The sequence below is a fragment of the Nitrospira sp. genome (genome assembly GCA_024760525.1).
In the GTDB taxonomy this organism is placed as follows: Bacteria; Nitrospirota; Nitrospiria; order Nitrospirales; family Nitrospiraceae; genus Nitrospira_D.
Genome location: CP060499.1, coordinates 3,475,054 through 3,494,205, shown reverse-complemented (window position 1 = coordinate 3,494,205; position 19,152 = coordinate 3,475,054). Strand labels below are relative to the sequence as shown.

The 19,152-nt window shown below is 56.2% G+C and carries 15 protein-coding genes and 1 pseudogene; 10 read left to right on the top strand and 6 right to left on the bottom strand.

Translation table 11 applies throughout. The features are described 5' to 3' along the window. The first annotated feature begins 26 nt into the window (after positions 1 to 26). From H8K04_16480 to H8K04_16450, 7 genes are all read left to right on the top strand, one after another. On the top strand, positions 27 to 830 hold the full coding sequence (locus H8K04_16480; protein ID UVT18019.1) for a copper resistance protein B: 804 nt from the start codon (positions 27 to 29) through the stop codon (positions 828 to 830). 167 nt (positions 831 to 997) lie between these two features. After that, positions 998 to 1,414, top strand: coding sequence for a hypothetical protein (locus H8K04_16475; protein ID UVT15389.1), 417 nt, complete (start codon positions 998 to 1,000; stop codon positions 1,412 to 1,414). A 102-nt stretch (positions 1,415 to 1,516) separates the two neighbouring features. Further along, the gene (locus tag H8K04_16470) at positions 1,517 to 2,770 is read left to right on the top strand and encodes a TolC family protein (protein UVT15388.1); all 1,254 of its coding nucleotides are present in this window, start codon (positions 1,517 to 1,519) and stop codon (positions 2,768 to 2,770) included. Beyond that, on the top strand, positions 2,767 to 3,987 hold the full coding sequence (locus H8K04_16465) for an efflux RND transporter periplasmic adaptor subunit (protein UVT15387.1): 1,221 nt from the start codon (positions 2,767 to 2,769) through the stop codon (positions 3,985 to 3,987). Before H8K04_16470 ends, H8K04_16465 begins: the two co-directional genes overlap by 4 nt. After that, on the top strand, positions 3,984 to 7,127 hold the full coding sequence (locus H8K04_16460; protein ID UVT15386.1) for an efflux RND transporter permease subunit: 3,144 nt from the start codon (positions 3,984 to 3,986) through the stop codon (positions 7,125 to 7,127). Before H8K04_16465 ends, H8K04_16460 begins: the two co-directional genes overlap by 4 nt. A gap of 64 nt (positions 7,128 to 7,191) precedes the next feature. Continuing rightward, positions 7,192 to 8,388 (top strand): MFS transporter, encoded by a 1,197-nt coding sequence (locus H8K04_16455; protein UVT15385.1) that lies wholly within the window; start codon positions 7,192 to 7,194, stop codon positions 8,386 to 8,388. Between the two features lie 56 nt (positions 8,389 to 8,444). Beyond that, positions 8,445 to 8,780 (top strand): YnfA family protein, encoded by a 336-nt coding sequence (locus tag H8K04_16450; protein ID UVT15384.1) that lies wholly within the window; start codon positions 8,445 to 8,447, stop codon positions 8,778 to 8,780. A 36-nt stretch (positions 8,781 to 8,816) separates the two neighbouring features. Here H8K04_16450 and H8K04_16445 read toward each other — a convergent pair whose 3' ends face one another. The 5 genes from H8K04_16445 to H8K04_16425 all read right to left on the bottom strand — a co-directional run bounded on the left by H8K04_16445 (position 8,817) and on the right by H8K04_16425 (position 14,325). Next, the gene (locus H8K04_16445; GenBank protein UVT15383.1) at positions 8,817 to 9,449 is read right to left on the bottom strand and encodes a DUF1080 domain-containing protein; all 633 of its coding nucleotides are present in this window, start codon (positions 9,447 to 9,449) and stop codon (positions 8,817 to 8,819) included. A 1,900-nt stretch (positions 9,450 to 11,349) separates the two neighbouring features. Continuing rightward, complete coding sequence (locus H8K04_16440; GenBank protein ID UVT15382.1) at positions 11,350 to 11,817, bottom strand: hypothetical protein; 468 nt, start codon at positions 11,815 to 11,817, stop codon at positions 11,350 to 11,352. 281 nt (positions 11,818 to 12,098) lie between these two features. Continuing rightward, a complete protein-coding gene (gene nhaD, locus H8K04_16435) occupies positions 12,099 to 13,478 on the bottom strand; it encodes a sodium:proton antiporter NhaD (GenBank protein ID UVT15381.1) in 1,380 nt (459 codons plus the stop codon). A gap of 374 nt (positions 13,479 to 13,852) precedes the next feature. After that, positions 13,853 to 14,080 carry a hypothetical protein gene (locus H8K04_16430; protein UVT15380.1) on the bottom strand — a complete coding sequence of 76 codons (228 nt, stop codon included), beginning with the start codon at positions 14,078 to 14,080 and terminating at the stop codon, positions 13,853 to 13,855. Positions 14,081 to 14,136: 56 nt separating this feature from the next. Next, positions 14,137 to 14,325, bottom strand: coding sequence for a hypothetical protein (locus H8K04_16425; GenBank protein UVT15379.1), 189 nt, complete (start codon positions 14,323 to 14,325; stop codon positions 14,137 to 14,139). A gap of 1,100 nt (positions 14,326 to 15,425) precedes the next feature. Between H8K04_16425 and H8K04_16420 the strand changes: the two are divergent. Further along, positions 15,426 to 15,512, top strand: a pseudogene (locus H8K04_16420) (hypothetical protein). A gap of 70 nt (positions 15,513 to 15,582) precedes the next feature. Here H8K04_16420 and H8K04_16415 read toward each other — a convergent pair. Continuing rightward, the gene (locus H8K04_16415) at positions 15,583 to 16,323 is read right to left on the bottom strand and encodes a hypothetical protein (protein ID UVT15378.1); all 741 of its coding nucleotides are present in this window, start codon (positions 16,321 to 16,323) and stop codon (positions 15,583 to 15,585) included. Between the two features lie 283 nt (positions 16,324 to 16,606). On the opposite strand from H8K04_16415, the gene H8K04_16410 reads away from it, so the two are divergent. Together H8K04_16410 and H8K04_16405 are read left to right on the top strand one after the other, a co-directional pair. Beyond that, positions 16,607 to 18,070, top strand: a complete 1,464-nt coding sequence (locus H8K04_16410) for a Do family serine endopeptidase (protein ID UVT15377.1) — start codon at positions 16,607 to 16,609, stop codon at positions 18,068 to 18,070. 420 nt (positions 18,071 to 18,490) lie between these two features. Continuing rightward, a complete protein-coding gene (locus H8K04_16405; GenBank protein UVT15376.1) occupies positions 18,491 to 19,111 on the top strand; it encodes a class I SAM-dependent methyltransferase in 621 nt (206 codons plus the stop codon). Positions 19,112 to 19,152: the final 41 nt, after the last annotated feature.

Here is a 19,152-nt window from a genome sequence, read left to right as displayed (position 1 = left end):
TCTGCACGTTGGGTGCAGCGCTTAGCGTGACAATCGCCTTGGGGGAAACCGCACAAGATGACAGGGCTACCGCCTCAGGCCACCCTCCAATCGTCGAGCCTCTGCCGGAGCAAGGCCGGCCACAGACAATCTATGCACTACGACAGGATTGGCCTAGCCCCGTGAACGATCGGGAACGCCGACTGTTCACCCTCGTCGACGTCCTCGAATATCGCCCGAGCACCGGCGGAAACGGAAGTAACAGTGATTACCGCTGGGATGTCGAAGGTTGGTACGGCGGGGATTACCACCGTCTCTGGTTCAAGAGTGAAGGACAGCAGGATACCGCATTCAAAGCGGACTACGACGTAGATTTCCAACTGCTCTATGGACACTTCATCGGGAAAAACTACGACATTCAAGTCGGCGGCCGAATGGAAACACAATCGTTCCGTGGCGGCAATGTCGCGCGTGGACTGGGAGTGATCGGCATTCAAGGCCTGGTGCCGTATAACTATGAGTTGGAATCGGCTTTATTCATCGATCAGAGCGGCGGCGTTTCGGCCCGCCTTTCCTACACCAAAGATTTTCTGCTTACGCAACGGCTTATCCTGCAAGGTCGTTTCCAAACCAACCTGGCTATCCAACGGGTCGAAGAATTTACGACCGGTTCGGGGCTGAACAATCTGGAATTCGGCGTTCGCCTGCGCTACGAAATTCGTCGTAAGTTCGCTCCCTACATCGGCATGTCATTCGACCGAAGCTTCGGTGAAACCGCCACGCTGGTGCGCCAACAGGGAGGAGATCCGCGCCAGATCCGATTCGTGGTTGGGTTACGAATGTGGTTTTAGCCGGTGCTCCCTTGCAACAGGTAACACCCGCTGAAGCGTTGGGCGAAACGGGGAGGGCATGCGATTGATGGTCCTGAAGATTCGTGCTACGCTGATCTGAAATGCGACCAAGGCGTCGAGCATATTCTTGGTGTCGGGTGGCTGTTCTCGTCTGGGCATCGCTTTGGATGCTTGCAGCGCCTTTGTTCCATGTTCATCCCGAAGCGGATCATCAGCATGGAGAAAAAGGGCATCACCACGGCGGGACAGTTCACGTGGCGTGGTCGCCGGACCTCGACTGCGAGTACGACGGCCACCGGCAAGTCGATCGAATCGAAGAATCCGCACAGGGAGGTGTCGGCCAGTTTGCACAGCTCTCGCACGTAGGCGACAGGCATACAGAGTTCAGCTTGTCGCTCCTGAGCGATTCAACCGATCGAAAGTCGCTCAAGCCGTTTTGGGCGCCGGTTCTCGGATCTTCGACTTTCATAGCGCCCGGCGCAGCGCAGTATGCCCGGATGCAGAAAAGTCCCGGCATCGTCTTGCCGCCGATGCCTTTTGTTGATGCGATTTCCTCTCGTGCGCCGCCCAGTCTCTTCGTCTAAGCCCCGTACTCGTTCACACCACATCGTGCCGTTCTAGACACCTGATGGTGCATCCTACTGTGAGGAACCACCAGGAATAGGTGTCTATCGAGGAGACTCGCTATGATTCTGCATAGGATCGCCATTGCGTTCGTCGTCTATTGCCTCCTTTACGCCTTGAGTGGCCACACGAGAGCGGACGACTCCCGTCCCACGCCCTATTCACTGTCCGAAATCCTGACCCTCGCGCTCAAGCACAGCCCGGCGATGACCGGGGTAGCGGCGGCGCTGGAAGAAAGTCAAGGCAGACAGATCGCGGCCGGTGCGTATCTCAATCCTACCGTGAGCGGCGCGGCCGGCCGGGGTTCGATTCGAGATCCGCGTACCGGCGTCTCAATTGCGGAACGGACGATCACGGTCGAGCAGCCGCTGGAATGGCCGGGAAAGCGGATGGCTCGGCAACGAGCCGCTGATGCAGGACTCTCCGGCGCGCTCGCCGGAATAGAAGAGGCCAAAGTGGCCGTCTCGGCGGAGGTCAAGGCCGCATTCTATCAATTGCTGTTTGCCCAGCAAGATGTGCAGTTGGCCAAAGAGAATCTCAGGACCGTCGAGGAATTTGTCGAGCTCATTCGGGTCCGGGTTGAGACGAAGGAATCGCCGAAATTCGAGCTCGTCAAAGCGACGGTGGAACTGCAAAAGGCCGATAAGGATCTGGCGCGAGCGGAAAACACGTTGCTGGTTTCGCGTGCAAATCTCAACAAGATCTCCGGAAAGGCTCTCGGGGAGCAATTTGTCGTTCAAGGGGAGTTTGAGGTGCCGAGGTCGGATCTCAATCTCCGCATCTTGATGGAGCAGGCCATGGCTCGCCATCCCACGCTTCGCCGACAGGAGAAAGCGGTGGAGCAGGCCCAATTTGCGCTGGAGCAGGAACGCGCGGCGCGCATGCCAAACGTGTCGGTGATCGGACAGTACCATCGGGAAGCCGGTGATGAATCCGTCATGGCGGGACTGAGTGTGCCCGTCCCCATTTGGTATCGGCGACAAGGAGAAATCGGTACAGCCATGGGAATGCACCATCGTGCGCAAGCTGAACGTACCCGAATCCAGTATGAGTTGGAACAGGCAGTGACCCAATCTTTCCAGGAGATGCAGACTGCTCAGCGGCAAATCCAGGTCTTTGAAAAGGGGCTTCTCTATCAAGCGAAAGAGGCCCTCGGCATCGCGCAATTCAGTTTTCGGAACGGCGTAGCGAGCCTGCTCGAAGTGATCGATGCACAGCGCGTCCACCGCCAGACGCTCCTTGAGTTTGCCCAGGCCAGAGCCTCTTACTCTCTCGCATTGGCAAAGCTGGAACAGGCGGTAGGAGGATTGCCATGACGCATAGTCAGGGGCTCTTCTCATCCGAGGTTCTGCGACGCCTGGTCGCGATCGTGATGATGACGACCGCGCTAGCGGCTTGTCAGTCCAAACAAGATGAAGCCGTGAAGCCGGCTGCTTCACCGGCCAAGCCATCGGCTCAGTCCGGTGTGATCGAATTGCAGGAAGGGAGTTCGACGCTTACAGATCTTCAGACGGAGCGAGTGGGAGTCCATTCCGTCCGGACGTCCTTGAAGGCACAAGCGGGAAAGATTCTTCCCAACGAGAATCAACTTGCCCATCTCAGTGCCCGTGTCCCAGGGCGGATCGTGGCCGTCTATGCCAATCTGGGCGACCGAGTCAAATCCGGCGACCGTCTGCTCCTGCTTGATAGTCCGGCGTTCGGAGAGGCGCAATTGGAGTATCGTAAGACCAGGACGGCGGTGCGGGTGACGGAAAAGGCGCTCGAACGGGCTCACGCGCTCTTGGATCGTGGTGCCATCGGGGCCGGTGAGTATCAACGGCGCGAGGCTGACTCCGAAAACGCCAAAGCCGATCTCTACGAAGCCGAAGAGAAACTGCATCTCCTTGGCATGACGGAGCGGGAGATTGAACGGCTGGGGACTGAGAAATTGCCGCATGCCGAGGTCGCGCAGGTATTTCTGCGAGCACCGTTCTCCGGTGAAGTGGTCGAACGGAATGCGACGGTCGGAGAAGTTGTCGATCCCAATAAGATGCTGTTCGCCGTTGCGGACCTCTCGACGGTCTGGGTCCGCGCGGATTTTCCGGAACAACAGGCCGGGCGATTGCAGGCCGGACTTGGCGTGGAGGTGCGTGTGGCGGCCTATCCCGATGCCGTCTTTCGCGGCGCCATTAGTTATGTGGGCGCCATGGTCGATCCGGCGACTCGCACAGTCATGGCGCGCTCGGATATTGCCAACCCTGACCGACGCCTGCGTCCGGAAATGTTCGCCGACGTGACGTTGCTCACGCCGGACCAGTCGGTCTTGGCCCTGCCCCATGCGGCCGTCCAGCAGGTCGGCAGCCGGACAGTGGTGTTTGTCGTGCAAGGCCCCCGCCGGTTCGAATTGCGCGAAATAAAGGTCGGAGAGTCGTCGCAACATCATATCGAAGTCAAGAGCGGTGTGAAGGAAGGCGACGAGGTGGTGACTCAGGGAAGCTATGCCTTGAAGTCCGAGGCCCTCCGCGAGCAACTCTCGATGGGAGGCCCGCTATGATGGAACGGCTGATCCGAATCTCGCTGAAACAGCGGCTGATCGTGCTTCTTGCGGTTGCGGCGTTGATCGTGGCAGGGGTCGCCTCGTTCAACCGTTTGCCCATCGATGCGTTTCCGGACGTGACGCCCGTTCAAGTCCAGGTCATCACCCGTATTCCTGCGCTTGCCCCCCCGGAGATCGAGCGGCTCGTGACCTTTCCGCTCGAAATCGAATTGACCAACCTCCCAGGCAAGACGGAGTTGCGGTCGGTCTCGCGCTTCGGGCTCTCGGTGGTTACGGTCGTATTCGAGGATGCGGTCGACATCTATTTCGCCCGGCAACTCATTTTGGAACGACTACTCCAGGCGCGATCCAAGCTCCCGAAAGGAGCTGACCCGATGCTCGGACCGGCAAGTACGGGTCTCAGCGAAGTGTTCATGTATCTCGTGGAAGGGCCATCGCGCGATCTACGTGACTTGCGCACGCTTCAAGACTGGGTGGTTCGGCCCATGTTGCGGTCGGTGCCGGGGCTGGCGGATGTCGACACCTTGGGCGGGTTGGCGAAGCAGTACGAGGTTCTGGTGGATCCGAACAGACTGACGAGTCTGGGGCTCACCCTGCGCCAAGTTCAAACGGCCGTCACGGAGAACAACCAGAACGCCGGCGGGAGTTATATCGAGAAGGGCGGCGACAAGCTGATTGTCACCGGACAAGGACTGGCTCGATCCTCGGAGGATTTGGAACGCATCGTCGTCGCGGCGCATAAGGGGACGCCGGTGTACCTCCGAGACGTGGCGCAAGTTCGCCAAGGGCATGCCGTCCGGTTAGGAGGCGTCACGCGAGATGGAGAGGGGGAGGTGCTCGAAGGCATCGCCGTGATGCTGCGGGGAGGAAACAGCCGAGAGGTGGTATCTGCGGTCAAGGACAAGGTTGTGCTGATCAATCGTGTATTGCCGGCCGGCGTGACGGTGATGTCGTTCTATAATCGCATCGAGCTCGTGACTCGGGCCCTCGATACGGTCGAGCGCGCGTTGTTGGAGGGGGCCGCGGTTGTGGTCTTGGTCCTCTATGTGTTCCTCCGGAATGTGCGCGGCGCAGTCGTGGTCTCCTTCATGTTGCCGCTGGCAGCGTTGGCCACCTTCCTGATTATGCAACGCACGGGTCTTTCGGCCAATTTAATGTCGTTAGGCGGGCTAGCGATTTCGCTCGGGATGATCGTCGATGCGGCGATCGTGCAAGTGGAAAACGTGGAGCGTCACTTGAGTGAGCAATCAGAAGGCCGGGCTCCTCTGACGACCGTGTCAGAACGGCTGCCCGTGGTGTTGCGCGCCGTGCTGGAAGTGCGGCGACCAAGTCTATTCGGGGAGTTGATCATCGCGCTGACCTTTGTCCCGCTCCTGACCCTGCAAGGTCTGGAAGGCAAGATGTTCGTGCCGCTGGCGTTGACCGTGGTGATCGTCCTGCTGAGTTCGCTCATCCTCTCCATGACCGTGGTTCCGGTACTGGCCGTTCTGCTCATGCGGCCGAGCAAGGCGGCAGATGGAGGACGCGGGTTGACGACGGTGCGCAGACTGTATCGGCAGTTCTTGGAGTGGGCTATTCGCAGAACGCGGCTTGTGGTTGTGACCGCGGTCGGAGTCTTGATAGGAGGCTTCGCGCTGATCCCTTATATCGGGCGAGAGTTCGTGCCCGTTATGGACGAAGGGTCGATTGTGGTGAATCTGGTACGGCTGCCAAGCATCAGCCTCAACGAATCACTCAAGATAGCGGGACAGGTCGAACGTCTGTTGCTGGATATTCCGGAGGTGCGTTCCGTGGTGTCGCGTACCGGCGCGAACGAATTGGGGACGGATCCCATGGGGATGGAACTCAGCGACATGTATGTCTTGCTCAAGCCTGAATCCGAGTGGAAAGTCCGTAGCAAGCGTGCCATCGAAGCCCAAATCCGCAGCCGGCTGAGTCAGATGCCCGGCATTGCATTCGGGTTATCTCAGCCGATCTCGATGCGTGTGGATGAATTGGTGTCGGGAGTCCGGTCACAGGTCGCGGTCAAACTGTTCGGCGACGACCTCGACATTCTATGGACCAAGGGAGAAGAGATCGCCCGAGTGATGCGGCAGGTCCCCGGTATGTCCGACCTTCGAGTGGAACAAGTCGCGGGTTTGTACTATTTGACACTCGACATCAACCGATCCATGGTTGCGCGTCACGGCATCAATGTGGCCGATATCACGGAAGTCATCGAGGCTATCGGTGCCGGGATCGGCGCCGGGGAAGTCTTCGAAGGGCAGTGGAGGTTTCCCATCATGGTGCGATTTCCGGATGATCGTCGGGGTGATGTCGAATCGATCGCGGCGCTATGGGTGACGGCGCCGGACGGCTCCCGCATCCCGCTGAGAGAACTTGCCGACATTCGAATTGTCGAGGGACCGGCGCAAATCAGCCGGGAACATGCCAGCCGCAGGATTGTCATCGAGGCGAACGTCGTCGGGAGAGACCTGGTCGGCGCGGTCCAGGAGGCGCAATCGGCAGTCTCCGAACTGGTCCAGCTGCCGCCTGGTTACTATGTAACCTGGGGCGGGCAGTTTCAAAATCAGCAGAGTGCCATGGCTCGCCTCACCATCGTTGTCCCGTTGGTCATCGGACTTATTTTCATCCTTTTGTTCTTTACGTTCGGAAACCTCCGGCAGGCGGCTCTGATTCTTCTGGCCATTCCATTTGCCATGGTCGGCGGCCTCGCGGCGTTGCTGATCGGAGGACTCTATCTCTCCGTTCCGGCGTCCGTCGGTTTCATCGCTCTGTTCGGAGTCGCAGTGCTCAATGGGATGGTAAAGATTGCCTACATCAACCAATTGCGACAGCAGGGGATGTCGCTTGACGAGGCGGTGCTGACCGGTATGGTCTTGCGGCTTCGCCCGGTATTGATGACCGCGTTCGTGGCGGCGCTTGGACTTACCCCGTTACTCCTCGTGACGGGACCAGGCTCCGAAATCCAACGGCCGCTCGCGACCGTCGTGATCGGCGGATTGATTTCGTCGACAGCGTTGACCCTTGTAATGTTGCCGGTGCTCTATCGGTGGATGGAGCAGAAGGTCGTTCAACGACGGGAGACGCAGTCTTCCACACTTGCTCCAGGGCCTAGGGATTGTCTTACTTCATGAAAGGTTCCGGAATGGTTACGGGCACGGTGTTCAGTCGACTTCTCCACCCTAGTTTCCAGCGTTGATGCAGTCACAGATGAACCGTTCACAAAGTCACATTCCATCCGGTATCTGGGCACTGGGCTTCGTCAGCATGCTGATGGACATCTCATCGGAAATGATTCACAGCCTGTTGCCGTTGTTCATGGTCACAACGCTTGGCGCAAGCACCATTGCCGTCGGTCTTGTCGAAGGTTTAGCCGAATCCCTTGCTCTGGTCGTCAAAGTATTTTCCGGCACGCTGAGCGACTATCTTGGAAAACGTAAGGCGCTGGCCGTGTTTGGCTATGCGTTGTCCGCAATCACCAAACCCCTCTTTGCGCTCGCTCCGGGGGTGGGCATGGTGTTAAGCGCACGATTGCTGGATCGAGTCGGAAAGGGAGTACGGGGGGCACCGCGGGATGCATTGGTGGCGGACATCGCACCGCTACATCTCCGAGGCGCAGCGTTCGGTTTGCGGCAGTCGCTGGATACTGTCGGCGCGTTCGTTGGCCCATTGGTGGCCGTCGGATTGATGCTTCTTTGGGCCAATGACTTTCGGGCAGTTTTCTGGGTAGCTGTTATCCCGGGCGTGATGGCCGTGGCCCTCCTGGTTTTCGGGGTTCGGGAGCCTGAATGCCGTCAAACCGAGACAAGGACAAACCCGATTCGGAGGGATAATCTCCGGCGGCTCGACTCCGCCTATTGGTGGGTGGTGGGAATAGGATCGGTCTTCACGTTGGCACGGTTCAGTGAGGCCTTTCTTGTCCTCCGCGCCCAGCAAGGGGGAATGCCCATCGCTCTCGTCCCTTTAATCATGGTTGCCATGAATCTAATCTATGCATTATCGGCGTATCCGTTTGGCAAGCTCTCGGATACGATGAGCCACACGAAGCTGCTGGTATTAGGACTGATCGTCCTGATGGCCGCCGATGTGGTGTTAGCCGTCAACAATCACTGGGGTGTGGTGCTGGTGGGCGTCGTCTTGTGGGGTGTACATATGGGGATGACGCAAGGTTTGCTCGCCGCTATGGTTGCCGGTGCCTCACCCGCGGATTTACGCGGGACAGCATACGGCTTTTTCAATCTGGCCTGCGGGTTGGCTCTGCTGGCCGCAAGCGCGCTCGCGGGCATCGTATGGGAACAATTCGGCGCGCCATTCACATTCTATGTGGGGGCAACGTTTGGTGCTTGTGCGATCGCGCTGGTAGCCTTTAAGGAGGGCCAATCTTCACGTGCCTGAATGGTCCTGCAATAAAAGCCATCGTGAGTGTCGGGCCACTCGGAAAGGATGCAAGAATGTCCGTCTTTAGTTCGTTAGGACTGTTTGTGCTCGCCGGCTTATGTGAAATCGGCGGCGGATACTTGATCTGGCTCGCGATGAGAGAGGGCAAGCATTGGAGCTACGGCGCGGCGGGCGCTGCCATTCTGATTCTGTATGGCGTGATTTCAACCTTACAACCGGCACACTTCGGACGAGTCTACGCGGCATACGGTGGAATGTTTATCCTGCTGTCCTTACTGTGGGGTTGGGCTCTCAACGGCGCTCGCCCGGACCGATTCGACATCATTGGAGGTGTTATTTGTTTTGTGGGCATGGCCGTCATCATGTATGCGCCCCGCACGACTGTCTAGGAGCAATCTCCTCCCGGCCATTACTCATGGGCATGCTCAGCGCGCAATCTGGAGTTTAAGATCGTCGAAATAGGTGATGGCATCCGATTTCGTCCAGAGTCCGATATGGCCGGAGGTGAAGGTCTGGTCACACAGATCAAAGACCGGCTTCTCATCGAAGAATACTTGGATCTGGCATCCTTTCGTGACGACACGAAGTGTATGCCACTGTCGGATATCAATGATCTGATCGAAGTTCTTAAGCATATGCCGGATGCCCTTGACGACCCGGTAGATGCGAACATTCTGTTCCAGTGGATTCGCTCTCGTCAGGTAGTAGTTGCGATCATCGGTGGCCCGCCAAATCAGGCCGCCTCCCATATCGGCTTTGCCCTCAATCGGCAAAAATGAGACCTGAAGCTCGAGGTCGGATGCATTGATCCCCGTGATAAGTACCGTCTTATACGCGTGCTCTGCACCCTTTCCCATAAGTTGACCCAGAACGCGAGAGGGACTTGGTGCGCGATCAGTTTCAAGGACCTTCCACTCACCGGCGGGTCTTCCATCAAACAAGGTACCCACCTGAAACTCAGTGGGAAGTGCTTGTGGTGGATCGTTGTCAAACGTCCACAGACGCGTTGGGTCATCAGGCGGTGACCCAATCGCCGGCACGGCAATGGCCGTCGCCACAAATAAGACGGTGGTACTGAGAAAAGTCAGAAGCTACTCCACCTGACGCTGAATGAACACGAAGGTTGTGTTGCCGGTTCCAGTCCTACGTGATGCCGACCATACCACAGGTTGGCAAAGTGGCTCGGTGGCCTGTTCCGACAAGCGCTGGGGTTCATGTATAGGATGTTGGCCCGATCCAGCGTGTAAGCTCTCTCCTTTTACAATATCATATTTCGTTTCAGTCGTATTCATACCTACTACTGCCTTTTCATGCTCCACCCTTGCTATTAACTCAGGTAGCGCACCTTGTCGGTTGGGTGGTTATACCTGAAAACATACGTCGCTGCGTGAACCAGGCGTATGATGAGAAGATAGATCTTTCCTGCTATTGCTATTCAACCCTCCTGCCTCGACGGAGCTCTTTCCCTTTGGCGTGGATCCCGGCTTGGATTCGAACGGAATTTACCTATGCACAAGCCTTGAAGGAAGGAGAGTATCATTTTTCTTAACCTGTCCGCATACGTTCCAACAACCAAGGTAGGTTCGAATGAATCACTGATGCGTTTCGCCTCTTTCAGAGCTCCTGCTGTGGCATCCGGGCGGGATGCGAAGATTCCGTCAGGCTGTCCCTGGCGATATCCCCAGGACGTTTGTCTGAATTCAATAATCACATACTGACAGCTCCAATTCTCATCACTATGTCGTCTGGGAGTCAATTCGATCTTGCGATGATTATAGTCCGGCATTGACTGTCCCTCCATCGCATCAAACAAAAAACCCGTTCCATTCAATGCCTTCCCTCCGTGCGGTGTGATCATCAGCGATCATCTGATCGATCCGCTAAGGGGTCCACGTACATCGATCACATCTTGCGCAGCTTTGAGGGCCGCCGACTGGGCCTCTTTCCTGGTCGGGAACCTGATTTCAGGGTGCCCCAGTATGGAACCAGAAGTGAGGTGCCCCTTTTCAGTAATGAGGTATCGGCAAACCCATGTGCCGTCGTCCTCCAGGTTTGGTAGGAGTTGGATGGACCGTCCTTTATAGAAATATTCGGTCATGGTCGATTCCTCCAATGATCAGAATCGAACCCAAAGATTTCGTCCTCCTCACACCGTGAGAGGCGACAGTCGCACTGACTGAATTGCGGTGGTGTCAGGCCGTCCTGCACAGCTCAGGGTGAGCCAGCGACTGGAATGTGTAAGAACTAGATGAGCGGAGGATGGAAGAGGGAATTCGGCAGGAGCGGGGTATCAACTGTCAAGGGCATTTCAGGGAGCATGCTCGATCCATTGTGGACGAGCAAAGCGAGTGGATTCGGTGGGAGAGACAACCCTTCTAGGGCAGTGGCGGCGGAGAGATCAGCGGAGCCTTCAAGATCCAAAAGCGTCACAGGCACTCCCAACATTTGAAGGGCGACGCAGAGACATAGGAACAGGATCAAGAATGCGCCTTGCAAGCTATAAGAAAAACGGCAGCAACCGCTGATGGAAAGCATAGTGATCAAATCCTACCATAAGAAGGCAGCAATAGAGGTTGAGTTCCCGTTAGGCACCCTAGTGCTCCTCAATAATTCTAGATCTAATGCACTCATTCTACATAGTGTTTTCGTTCGATTCAATCCGCATCGAGCCGATTTGTCCGTCCAGTTCACAAGGACTAACTATACTGGATGGTTATCTTTTAGAGGGGTTGCAAGTACGTGGGCCGTCAGGCGAACTCTTCCGCCCTCATGGCAAGATGACCAAGGAAGGAGGCTGGAACTGTATATCCACGAAGTAGAACGCATGGCCTCAGACGTTGAGCTTTCGTCCGGCAAAATAAAGCTAAGTCTCATTACTGCCGTTGGCGACGAGTAGGAAGTAGCTTCTGCTGGAATAGGTAGCTTGCCACGATGCCGCAGTTCTTAACCCCTATGGTTTCAACTGCCTAAGCGAAAAATGAGCCACATCCCCAACACATAGCCCACGATCATCAAGAGACTGTCCGGCTCGATGAGCATGAAGCGTTTTTCCGCTCGATAGATCATCCCCATAACCCCTACGCTCATCAGTAATATACTCACAAAGGCCGTTACAGCGTGGGTCGATTCGACTGCTGCGAGCAAGGGACCTTTCTGGTAAGCGACATCTGCGAGCAACAAGATCGCCATGTTGAAGGCATTGCTCCCGAACAGATTGCCCACCGCTAGATCAAACGCACCCAAGCGCACGGCTGCAAACATCGTGACCAGTTCCGGTAGCGAGGTCGCTCCTGCTAGCAGCACCACCCCGATCCACAGTCGTCCAAGACCGGAGTGCTCGGCGATCCGGTCGCCGTACCGGGAGAGTTTTCCGCAGCGATGATGAGGAGTCCGCTTAAGAAAAAAATCCCCCAAGTCATGCCCCATTCCATTTCTTCCTGATCGGATCTGGGATAGATGGCCACGGCCGATTGGAGAATTGGCGCGTGTCAACAATCATGGCTTCAGACCACTTTCATCACGGAAGATCCTCGAACAGCTGTCACAGCGAGTTATTATTGCGGTGCTTAGGATGGTTCCACGACACAAGCGTAATTTAGTTGCGCACAGGGTTCAGTGCTTCGGCGAGAGTGCAGGTAAAGCTGCCACACGGCCGCCGATCTCCTCGATAGATATGCTGCCTGGACCAGCCATTTTCCTGGCTGCCGTCAGCGGAAGGACAGAAGGTGCCCGTTCATCACTAAGTGAAGGCCGATACTGGCCGCATAGCCCAATGCAATCGCCCAAGTCCATTTCAGGTGTGCCCTAAAGGTATAGATCCCCCGCGCTTGGCCCATGAGCGCTACTCCGGCAGCCGAACCAATCGACAGAAGCGACCCCCCGACCCCCGCGGTCAGCGTGACCAGAAGCCACTGGCCGAGGTTCATATCGGGGTTCATGCCCAATACGGCGAACATGATGGGGATGTTGTCTATCACCGCTGACAAGACTCCCACGAGGATGTTGGCGGCCGTTGCACCGAGGCCTTGATACAGAAAACCGGACAGCAGGGCGAGATACCCCAACGCCCCAAGGCCGCCGACGCAGAGCATGATGCCGTAGAAGAACATCAGCGTGTCCCATTCCACGCGTTTCATGCTGATGAAAATATCAAACGGCTTTATGGCAGGTTTCAATAAGCCATTCTTCTGCCCCGCATTCTCGTCATCAAGCACGGGAATATCCGTCCATTCGTCCAGTTCCTTCCGCCGGATAAAATGCCCATAGGACTTAAGGACACCGAGCCCGGTCATCATGCCGAGAAACGGAGGCATCTCAAGAAAATGGTGCAGCACCACGGTGCCGGCGATGGTGAGTAAAAACAACAGCACAATGAGATAGCTGCCATGCTTGACCTTCACATCCTCCATTGTGGCTGCCGGCTTGTCGCGCGGGATTGTCATTGACATCGCGGTCGCCGGCACAAGCCAGTTGACGAGTGATGGAACAAAGAGCGCAAAAAAATCTCCGAATTGCACCACGCCTTTTTGCCAGACCATCAGCGTCGTGATATCTCCGAACGGGCTAAACGCGCCGCCGGCATTGGCCGCCACGACCACATTGATACATCCCAAGGCGATGAAGCGCCCGTTCTCTCCGCCGATTGCCATGACCACCGCGCCCATCACCAAAGCCGTCGTGAGATTATCGGCCACAGGGGAGATAAAGAATGCCAGGATACCTGTCAGCCAGAATACGCTGCGCAGTGACAATCCCAACGAAATAAGCCGGGTCCGCAAGGCCTCGAAGATGTTCCGCTCGCTCATCGTATTGATGAAGGTCATCGCGGAGAGAAGGAACAGCAGCAGCTCCGCATATTCGAGCAGGTTATGCCGCAGTATTTCTGCAGCGGCGTGGGATTGGTTCTGAGCGCCATACGCAAACGCCGTTAAAATCCAGATCATGCCCGCCGCGACCATGACCGGTTTGGATTTACGAAGGTGAAGCGATTCTTCGACAATAACCAGAAAGTAGGCGGCAACAAACACGGCCAGCGCCGCATACCCCGTCCAGTGATTGATAAAACTCGGCATCTCATGTCCTCTCATGCCGTAACTCTAAACAAAAATGGGGTTAGGTACGGAACTACATAGCGCAAGCGCAGGTCATGTGGAGTTCGTTCTCGAACACTGAGGCCATCGATCCCAAAGTAGATCATTTGTCTTGGGTTTTGCAGCATCATCGGCAGGACCTCGGTTTCCATGAATGGCTTAAGCTGTTGCAGGCGCATCGCTTCCATGACAGGGCGAAAGAACCCAAACTCGAAGTGCGCTGCGCCCGTAGTAAAAATCCAGAGTTCACCAGACCTTAGGAGTGAGCACAACAAAGGATTTGGCCAGGCACTTCTGTATGATGCTGATCTTTTCCGCAATATCATCTTGCACGTGAGGCATCCTCTCTCAGTATGGTGCGTCATCAGCGATCACATGATCGGTGTGCCGGGGGGGTCACGCGCATCGATCACGTCTTGCGCCGCTTTCAATGCGGCCGCTTCCGCCTCTCTGCGCGTGGAAAAGTAGGCGTCAGGGTGGATTAAACCCGAAGTGATTTTCCCAGTTTCAATAATGAGGTAGCGGCATAGCCATGTCCCATCATCTTTCAAGCCAGGCCATAGTTGGATGGACCGTCCTTTATAGGAAAATGCGGTCATGATCGTTTCTCCGTTACGTAGACAGCAAACACGTGCCTGATGAAGACAGGCGCAGGCTATTTTGCTTTCGTGAGGGGCACCTTCAGTTTGTGATACCCGGGGGCCTCCGGACGACAATAGTATTCGGCGAGGACTCCATTGCCATTCCTCATCGAGATGCGGAAGTTCTTGCCATGGGTCTCGATCTTCACCGCATCCGTAATGTTGAGGTGGAGATCCTGATTCAGCTGTACGATGTTATCCATGATCTATTTCCTTCAACTCGTCTCCTTCCTCCAGGTCAAGGAACCGCTTGATTCCTGCGGGAGAAACGTCGCAGTCGAGAGGTGGATGCCCCGAAGACAGAGCATTGCCTGCACGCAGGCTTGCCACGACGCTCGCACCGATTGAATGCGGTGGTGTCTGGCCGTTGTGCACTCCACATAACCCAGGCTGGCCAGCGATTGGAATGTGTCAGAAACTAGATACGTGGAGGATGAAAGAGGGAATTCGGTTGAACCGCAGCAGCAACTGTCAAGGGCACGTCAGAGAGCATTCTCGATCCGTGTTGGACGGGCGAAGCGGGTGCATTCGGGGGAAGAGAGAACCCTTCCAGAGCTGCGGCGGCGATGAGATCGGCGGAACCTTCAAGATCCAAGAGAGTCGCAGGCACTCCCAACATTTGAAAAACGACGCAGAGACAGAGAAACAGAATCAGGAACGCACTGTGCACGCTACGAGAAGAACGGCCGCCACCGCTGGAAAACATAATTGCTCGATTCCTATCGTCACCCGGCAGCAAGAGTTTTGGGTTCTCGTAAGGCACCCCAATACTCCTCAATGATTTCAGATCTAATAGTGGAGCATTCTACATAATGTCTCCGTTCGATTCCAGCCATACGCACGGGCCTTTGATACCTTCGACGAACGTGTTGACAGCGTGCGAAAGTCCGAGGGCAGAGGAAACGCAATCTGCTCGCCACTAGCAAGGGGAAGCGCTATGTTGCAAAATAGTCGTGCCTTGAGGATCAATTCCATCAGTTGGCATTCAACGCTGCATGCGACGCTCAGCCACTCGGCTCACTGAACATGTTGGGCGTGGGTCAGAAAGGGATTCGTGTACAGTCCTTGCTAAGAGTCTCCCGAAGACATGAAATCAGCGCGTGCTCGTGCCGGTCGACTTCTCCTCTTATTTCAGCCTCCGCCTTGACACCACCACGATCTGTGATGAAACGATACGGCTTTACCTTGCCTGAGGAGATGGACAGCCTTAACAATCAATTCCCCAGCCCTCTTCATACTTCATAAGGCTAGGTACTTCGTTCAATCATTCGACAATAACAATTGTCGAGGTAGGATTCAGACTCGCCCGGACCGATTCGACATCATAGGAGGCATCGTGTGTTTTGTGGGCATGACCGTCATCATGTATGCGCCTCGCCCGACCGCGTAAAAGCGATCACCTCTTGGCGTGCTGGGCGCATTCAAACGCTTTTTCCCTCATTCCCGCAATCCTCTTGTACTTATCGCCAGGTCACTTCTTCCCAGCAGAGATGGACAAAGGTCTCGAAGGGAGGAAAGTTGTTCGTGTTTTGTTCCTTAGACCGTACCCAGAGATCGATCTCCATCCCGGCGGGATCGGTTTCGCCACCGGGTAAGGTGCGTTTGATCGGGTATCGGACTTCATGGGTCTTGGGGTCGCGAGAACGCTCCATGACCATGAAGTGCGCGTCATAGTCTTGGTAGAGGACTTGGTCGTTCTTAAACATCGTCCCCGTGCCCCACCCGCCCAAGTACAACCAGGTTTTCGGGTACAGCGGATCGCCATGGTTCGAATCCCCATGTTCGTAGATTCGGGTGGCAATGCCTCCATCCTGGAACGGTGCTTTTGCGGCAAACCGATCAAAGACGATGCGATACCGATCACTGCCTTCGACAAATTCGGCCACCACCCGACCGGTGTTGGTGTGTTCGTTTACCTCGATCTCGATCGTCCCTTTCACAGGATTCAGATGCTTGCCTGCATAATCGAGATGGTCCCAAGGCGCAGTGTCGTTCATGCTCCCGATGAGGGTTGCCCGATCGCCTTTGATGCGAAACTCCCCCGAATAATGAGGGTGCTCCATGGCTTTGAAAATCCTGGTGCCTTCATCCCCCTTCGGGGTTCCGAATTTGCCTTCTTCGGTATGTCCAGGTGAGACAAGAATTGCTGACGCAGTTATCAGCACAGGGAGGGTAATGAAGTTCGCGGCGAGACGTGGCATCTTCTACCCCTTTAGCTACAAGTCGGCTTCATACAAGAGTTAACGAAGAAAGAGACTGTGGCATGTGATCGTAACACAATAGCCCGCCCGCCGCCCAAGTGTCACCTGGGTGCCGGAACGGCTGGTGTTAGCGCGAAGCTCGCGCAGTATTTACAGGCTGCCTGACGCTGGGTACTATCTTGTCAGTGGGGAGACATACGATGCGTTGGCAAGAAAGCATACATTTGCAAGATGTCATATCGAATATGAATGCGCGGGCTTGGTCTGCATGATAGGCTGGCGCATGGCGTCTCTCAAAGCTCAGCACACACGCCCGAACAAGAGAGGCATCTTGGTGAGAAACAGTGGGTTTGTGATGCCGCTTGCCGTCTGGGGATTTCTGGTCAGTCTGGTGGTTCCGGGTTCGGGCCTTGCCGCCACCCAACAAATTCCTGCGACGAACGGACACGATTTACAGAGCCAAGTCAAAGGTACGGCCAGTAAGGTCATTCCGGCGGTGGTGAGCATCGCGTCGACCGTCATGGTGCGCGACCAAGCCTTCAGCGACGAAGCGTTGCCGTTCGGGCTGTTCAAAGAGCCTCCGACCCGCCGACAGTATGGGCAAGGTTCCGGTGTGATCGTCTCGGCGGATGGATACATCGTGACGAACAACCATGTGGTGGCCGATGCCGTCGACGTGGAGGTGATCTTGGCGGATCGGCGTCAGTATAAGGGAAAAGTCGTCGCGACCGATCCGAAGACCGACGTCGCGGTCGTCAAGATTCAAGCCTCGAATCTTCCATCGGCGGTCTGGGGAGACTCGAGTCACCTCGCCGTCGGCGACTTCGTGCTCGCTATCGGTAACCCTCTGGGATTGAGCCGTACCGTCACCTTCGGCATCGTGAGCGCGGTCGGCCGCGCGGATGTGGGTGTGGCGGATTTCGAAGATTTCATCCAAACAGATGCGCCGATCAACCCTGGGAATTCCGGCGGAGCCTTGGTCAACATCCACGGCGAACTGATCGGCATCAATACGGCGATCGCAAGTCCGACCGGCGGCAGCGTGGGGGTCGGGTTCGCGATCCCCAGTAACATGGCCCGTGCCGCCATGCAGAGCCTCATCAAGACGGGCCGCGTGGTGCGCGGATTTCTGGGAGCTTCGACACAAGACGTCAGTCCGTCGCTTGGAAAACTGTTTCGGCTTCCGGATGTCAAGGGCGCGATCGTGACCGATGTACACTCCAAGGGCTCTGCCGAGCGAGCCGGTTTGAAACGAGGCGATGTGGTGGTGCGCTTCGACGGGCGAGATATTATGGATAGCGGTCAGCTGCGGAACCTGGTGGCGCAATCATCCATCGGCAGCAAGCACCGCTTGGATCTCATTCGTGACGGGAAGCAATATCAGGCCGATTTGGTCATTCAGGAAGCGCCGCGTGAACGTGCAAAGAAAAGCCAGGCCGCCTCAGCGGCCGTGTCGACGGTCCATCCGCTCTCCGGAGTGGTCTTCGATGACGTGACTCCTCCTTTGGCGCGACAGATGGATTTACCCGTAAATAACGGGGTGGTTGTGACGGATATCGAGGAAGGCAGCTTGGCCGAAACCTCGGGGCTGCAACCCGGCGATGTCGTTTTGGAGCTCAATCGGCAACCTGTCAACAACTTCACGACCTTTCAGCGTCTTGCCGATCCACTGAGACCTACCGATCTCGCCCTCCTGCTCGTGAATCGACAGGGGAACGTCATGTACGTCCCGATACAGGGCGAGTAATCGTCCTGCTTGTCCCTGTCATCAAGAAATCGGTACGGCGGGAACTCAGCTAGGGAATTCCTGCGGTATCGTCGCATATCCTCGGAGTTATTATGATGAGGAGCAGGAGCGTGCCTTGGTCGTTCCGTCCGCCGACCGCCAAGATTGACTAACGGGACCAGTTGAACGGAGGTTCCGATGGCTCAGAAAACCAAGAAACCGCGTCCGAAAAAGCGGCCGCAAGTGGTCGGCTGATGTCATGAAGCGCAGTGATGCGTTGGACTTGGAGCGTAGAAATGATTCGTTACGAATAAGGAGCTTTACAGAGCCATTTGAGGCAGCGTTCATAATCCTCCCAGGTAATCCCAACCCTTCATCTTGATTTCTCTGTGACTATCGACCAGTCTCTTAGGGTTCAAACAGTAACGCTTTGGCACGCACATGAACCGTCAACAACACTGGAACCACGTTTATCAGACTAAGGGGGCGCAGGATGTGAGCTGGTATCAGCGCCGCCCTGAGCTTTCACTGGCGCTCATCACCGCGTCAGGGTTGCGCAAGGATGCCGGAGTTATCGACGTTGGCGGTGGGGCATCCATACTCATTGACTGCCTGCTTGATGCCGGGTACACCCAGCTCGCTGTGCTCGATGTGTCCGGAGACGTGCTGACTCAGACCCGCGCTCGCCTCGGGGCCCGAGCCGCTGATGTGGAGTGGTTTGAAACTGACGTGACCACGTTCGAGCCTCCGCATCGCTTTGGCCTCTGGCACGACCGGGCAGTATTCCATTTTCTGATAGCTCCGAAAGACCGGCGCGGATACGTTGCGGCATTGCGACGCACCTTGCAGCCGGGCGGCACGGTTATTGTTGCCACCTTTGCGGTGGATGGGCCACCACAATGCAGTGACCTCGCTGTCATGCGCTACGATGAGCAAACCCTCATCATGGAGTTGGGGTCAGAGTTCACTCTGCAGGAGGTTCGGCGAGAGACACATCTTACTCCGTGGGAATCCGAACAGCGGTTCATGTATTTCCGTTTCCGGTGGTCGCCTGCTCGATGAGCGACAAGACGCCTCCCACCGCACTAGAGCCAACAGCCGCC

What these genes read in the sequence shown, in the direction of transcription:
- H8K04_16475 (UVT15389.1), top strand. Translation starts at nt 998, where the DNA reads ATGCTTGCAGCGCCTTTGTTCCATGTTCATCCCGAAGCGGATCATCAG.
- H8K04_16470 (UVT15388.1), top strand. Translation starts at nt 1,517, where the DNA reads ATGATTCTGCATAGGATCGCCATTGCGTTCGTCGTCTATTGCCTCCTT.
- H8K04_16465 (UVT15387.1), top strand. Translation starts at nt 2,767, where the DNA reads ATGACGCATAGTCAGGGGCTCTTCTCATCCGAGGTTCTGCGACGCCTG.
- H8K04_16460 (UVT15386.1), top strand. Translation starts at nt 3,984, where the DNA reads ATGATGGAACGGCTGATCCGAATCTCGCTGAAACAGCGGCTGATCGTG.
- H8K04_16455 (UVT15385.1), top strand. Translation starts at nt 7,192, where the DNA reads ATGCAGTCACAGATGAACCGTTCACAAAGTCACATTCCATCCGGTATC.
- H8K04_16450 (UVT15384.1), top strand. Translation starts at nt 8,445, where the DNA reads ATGTCCGTCTTTAGTTCGTTAGGACTGTTTGTGCTCGCCGGCTTATGT.
- H8K04_16440 (UVT15382.1), bottom strand. Translation starts at nt 11,817, where the DNA reads ATGGGGCATGACTTGGGGGATTTTTTTCTTAAGCGGACTCCTCATCAT.
- nhaD (UVT15381.1), bottom strand. Translation starts at nt 13,478, where the DNA reads ATGAGAGGACATGAGATGCCGAGTTTTATCAATCACTGGACGGGGTAT.
- H8K04_16430 (UVT15380.1), bottom strand. Translation starts at nt 14,080, where the DNA reads ATGACCGCATTTTCCTATAAAGGACGGTCCATCCAACTATGGCCTGGC.
- H8K04_16425 (UVT15379.1), bottom strand. Translation starts at nt 14,325, where the DNA reads ATGGATAACATCGTACAGCTGAATCAGGATCTCCACCTCAACATTACG.
- H8K04_16415 (UVT15378.1), bottom strand. Translation starts at nt 16,323, where the DNA reads ATGCCACGTCTCGCCGCGAACTTCATTACCCTCCCTGTGCTGATAACT.
- H8K04_16410 (UVT15377.1), top strand. Translation starts at nt 16,607, where the DNA reads ATGGCGTCTCTCAAAGCTCAGCACACACGCCCGAACAAGAGAGGCATC.
- H8K04_16405 (UVT15376.1), top strand. Translation starts at nt 18,491, where the DNA reads ATGAACCGTCAACAACACTGGAACCACGTTTATCAGACTAAGGGGGCG.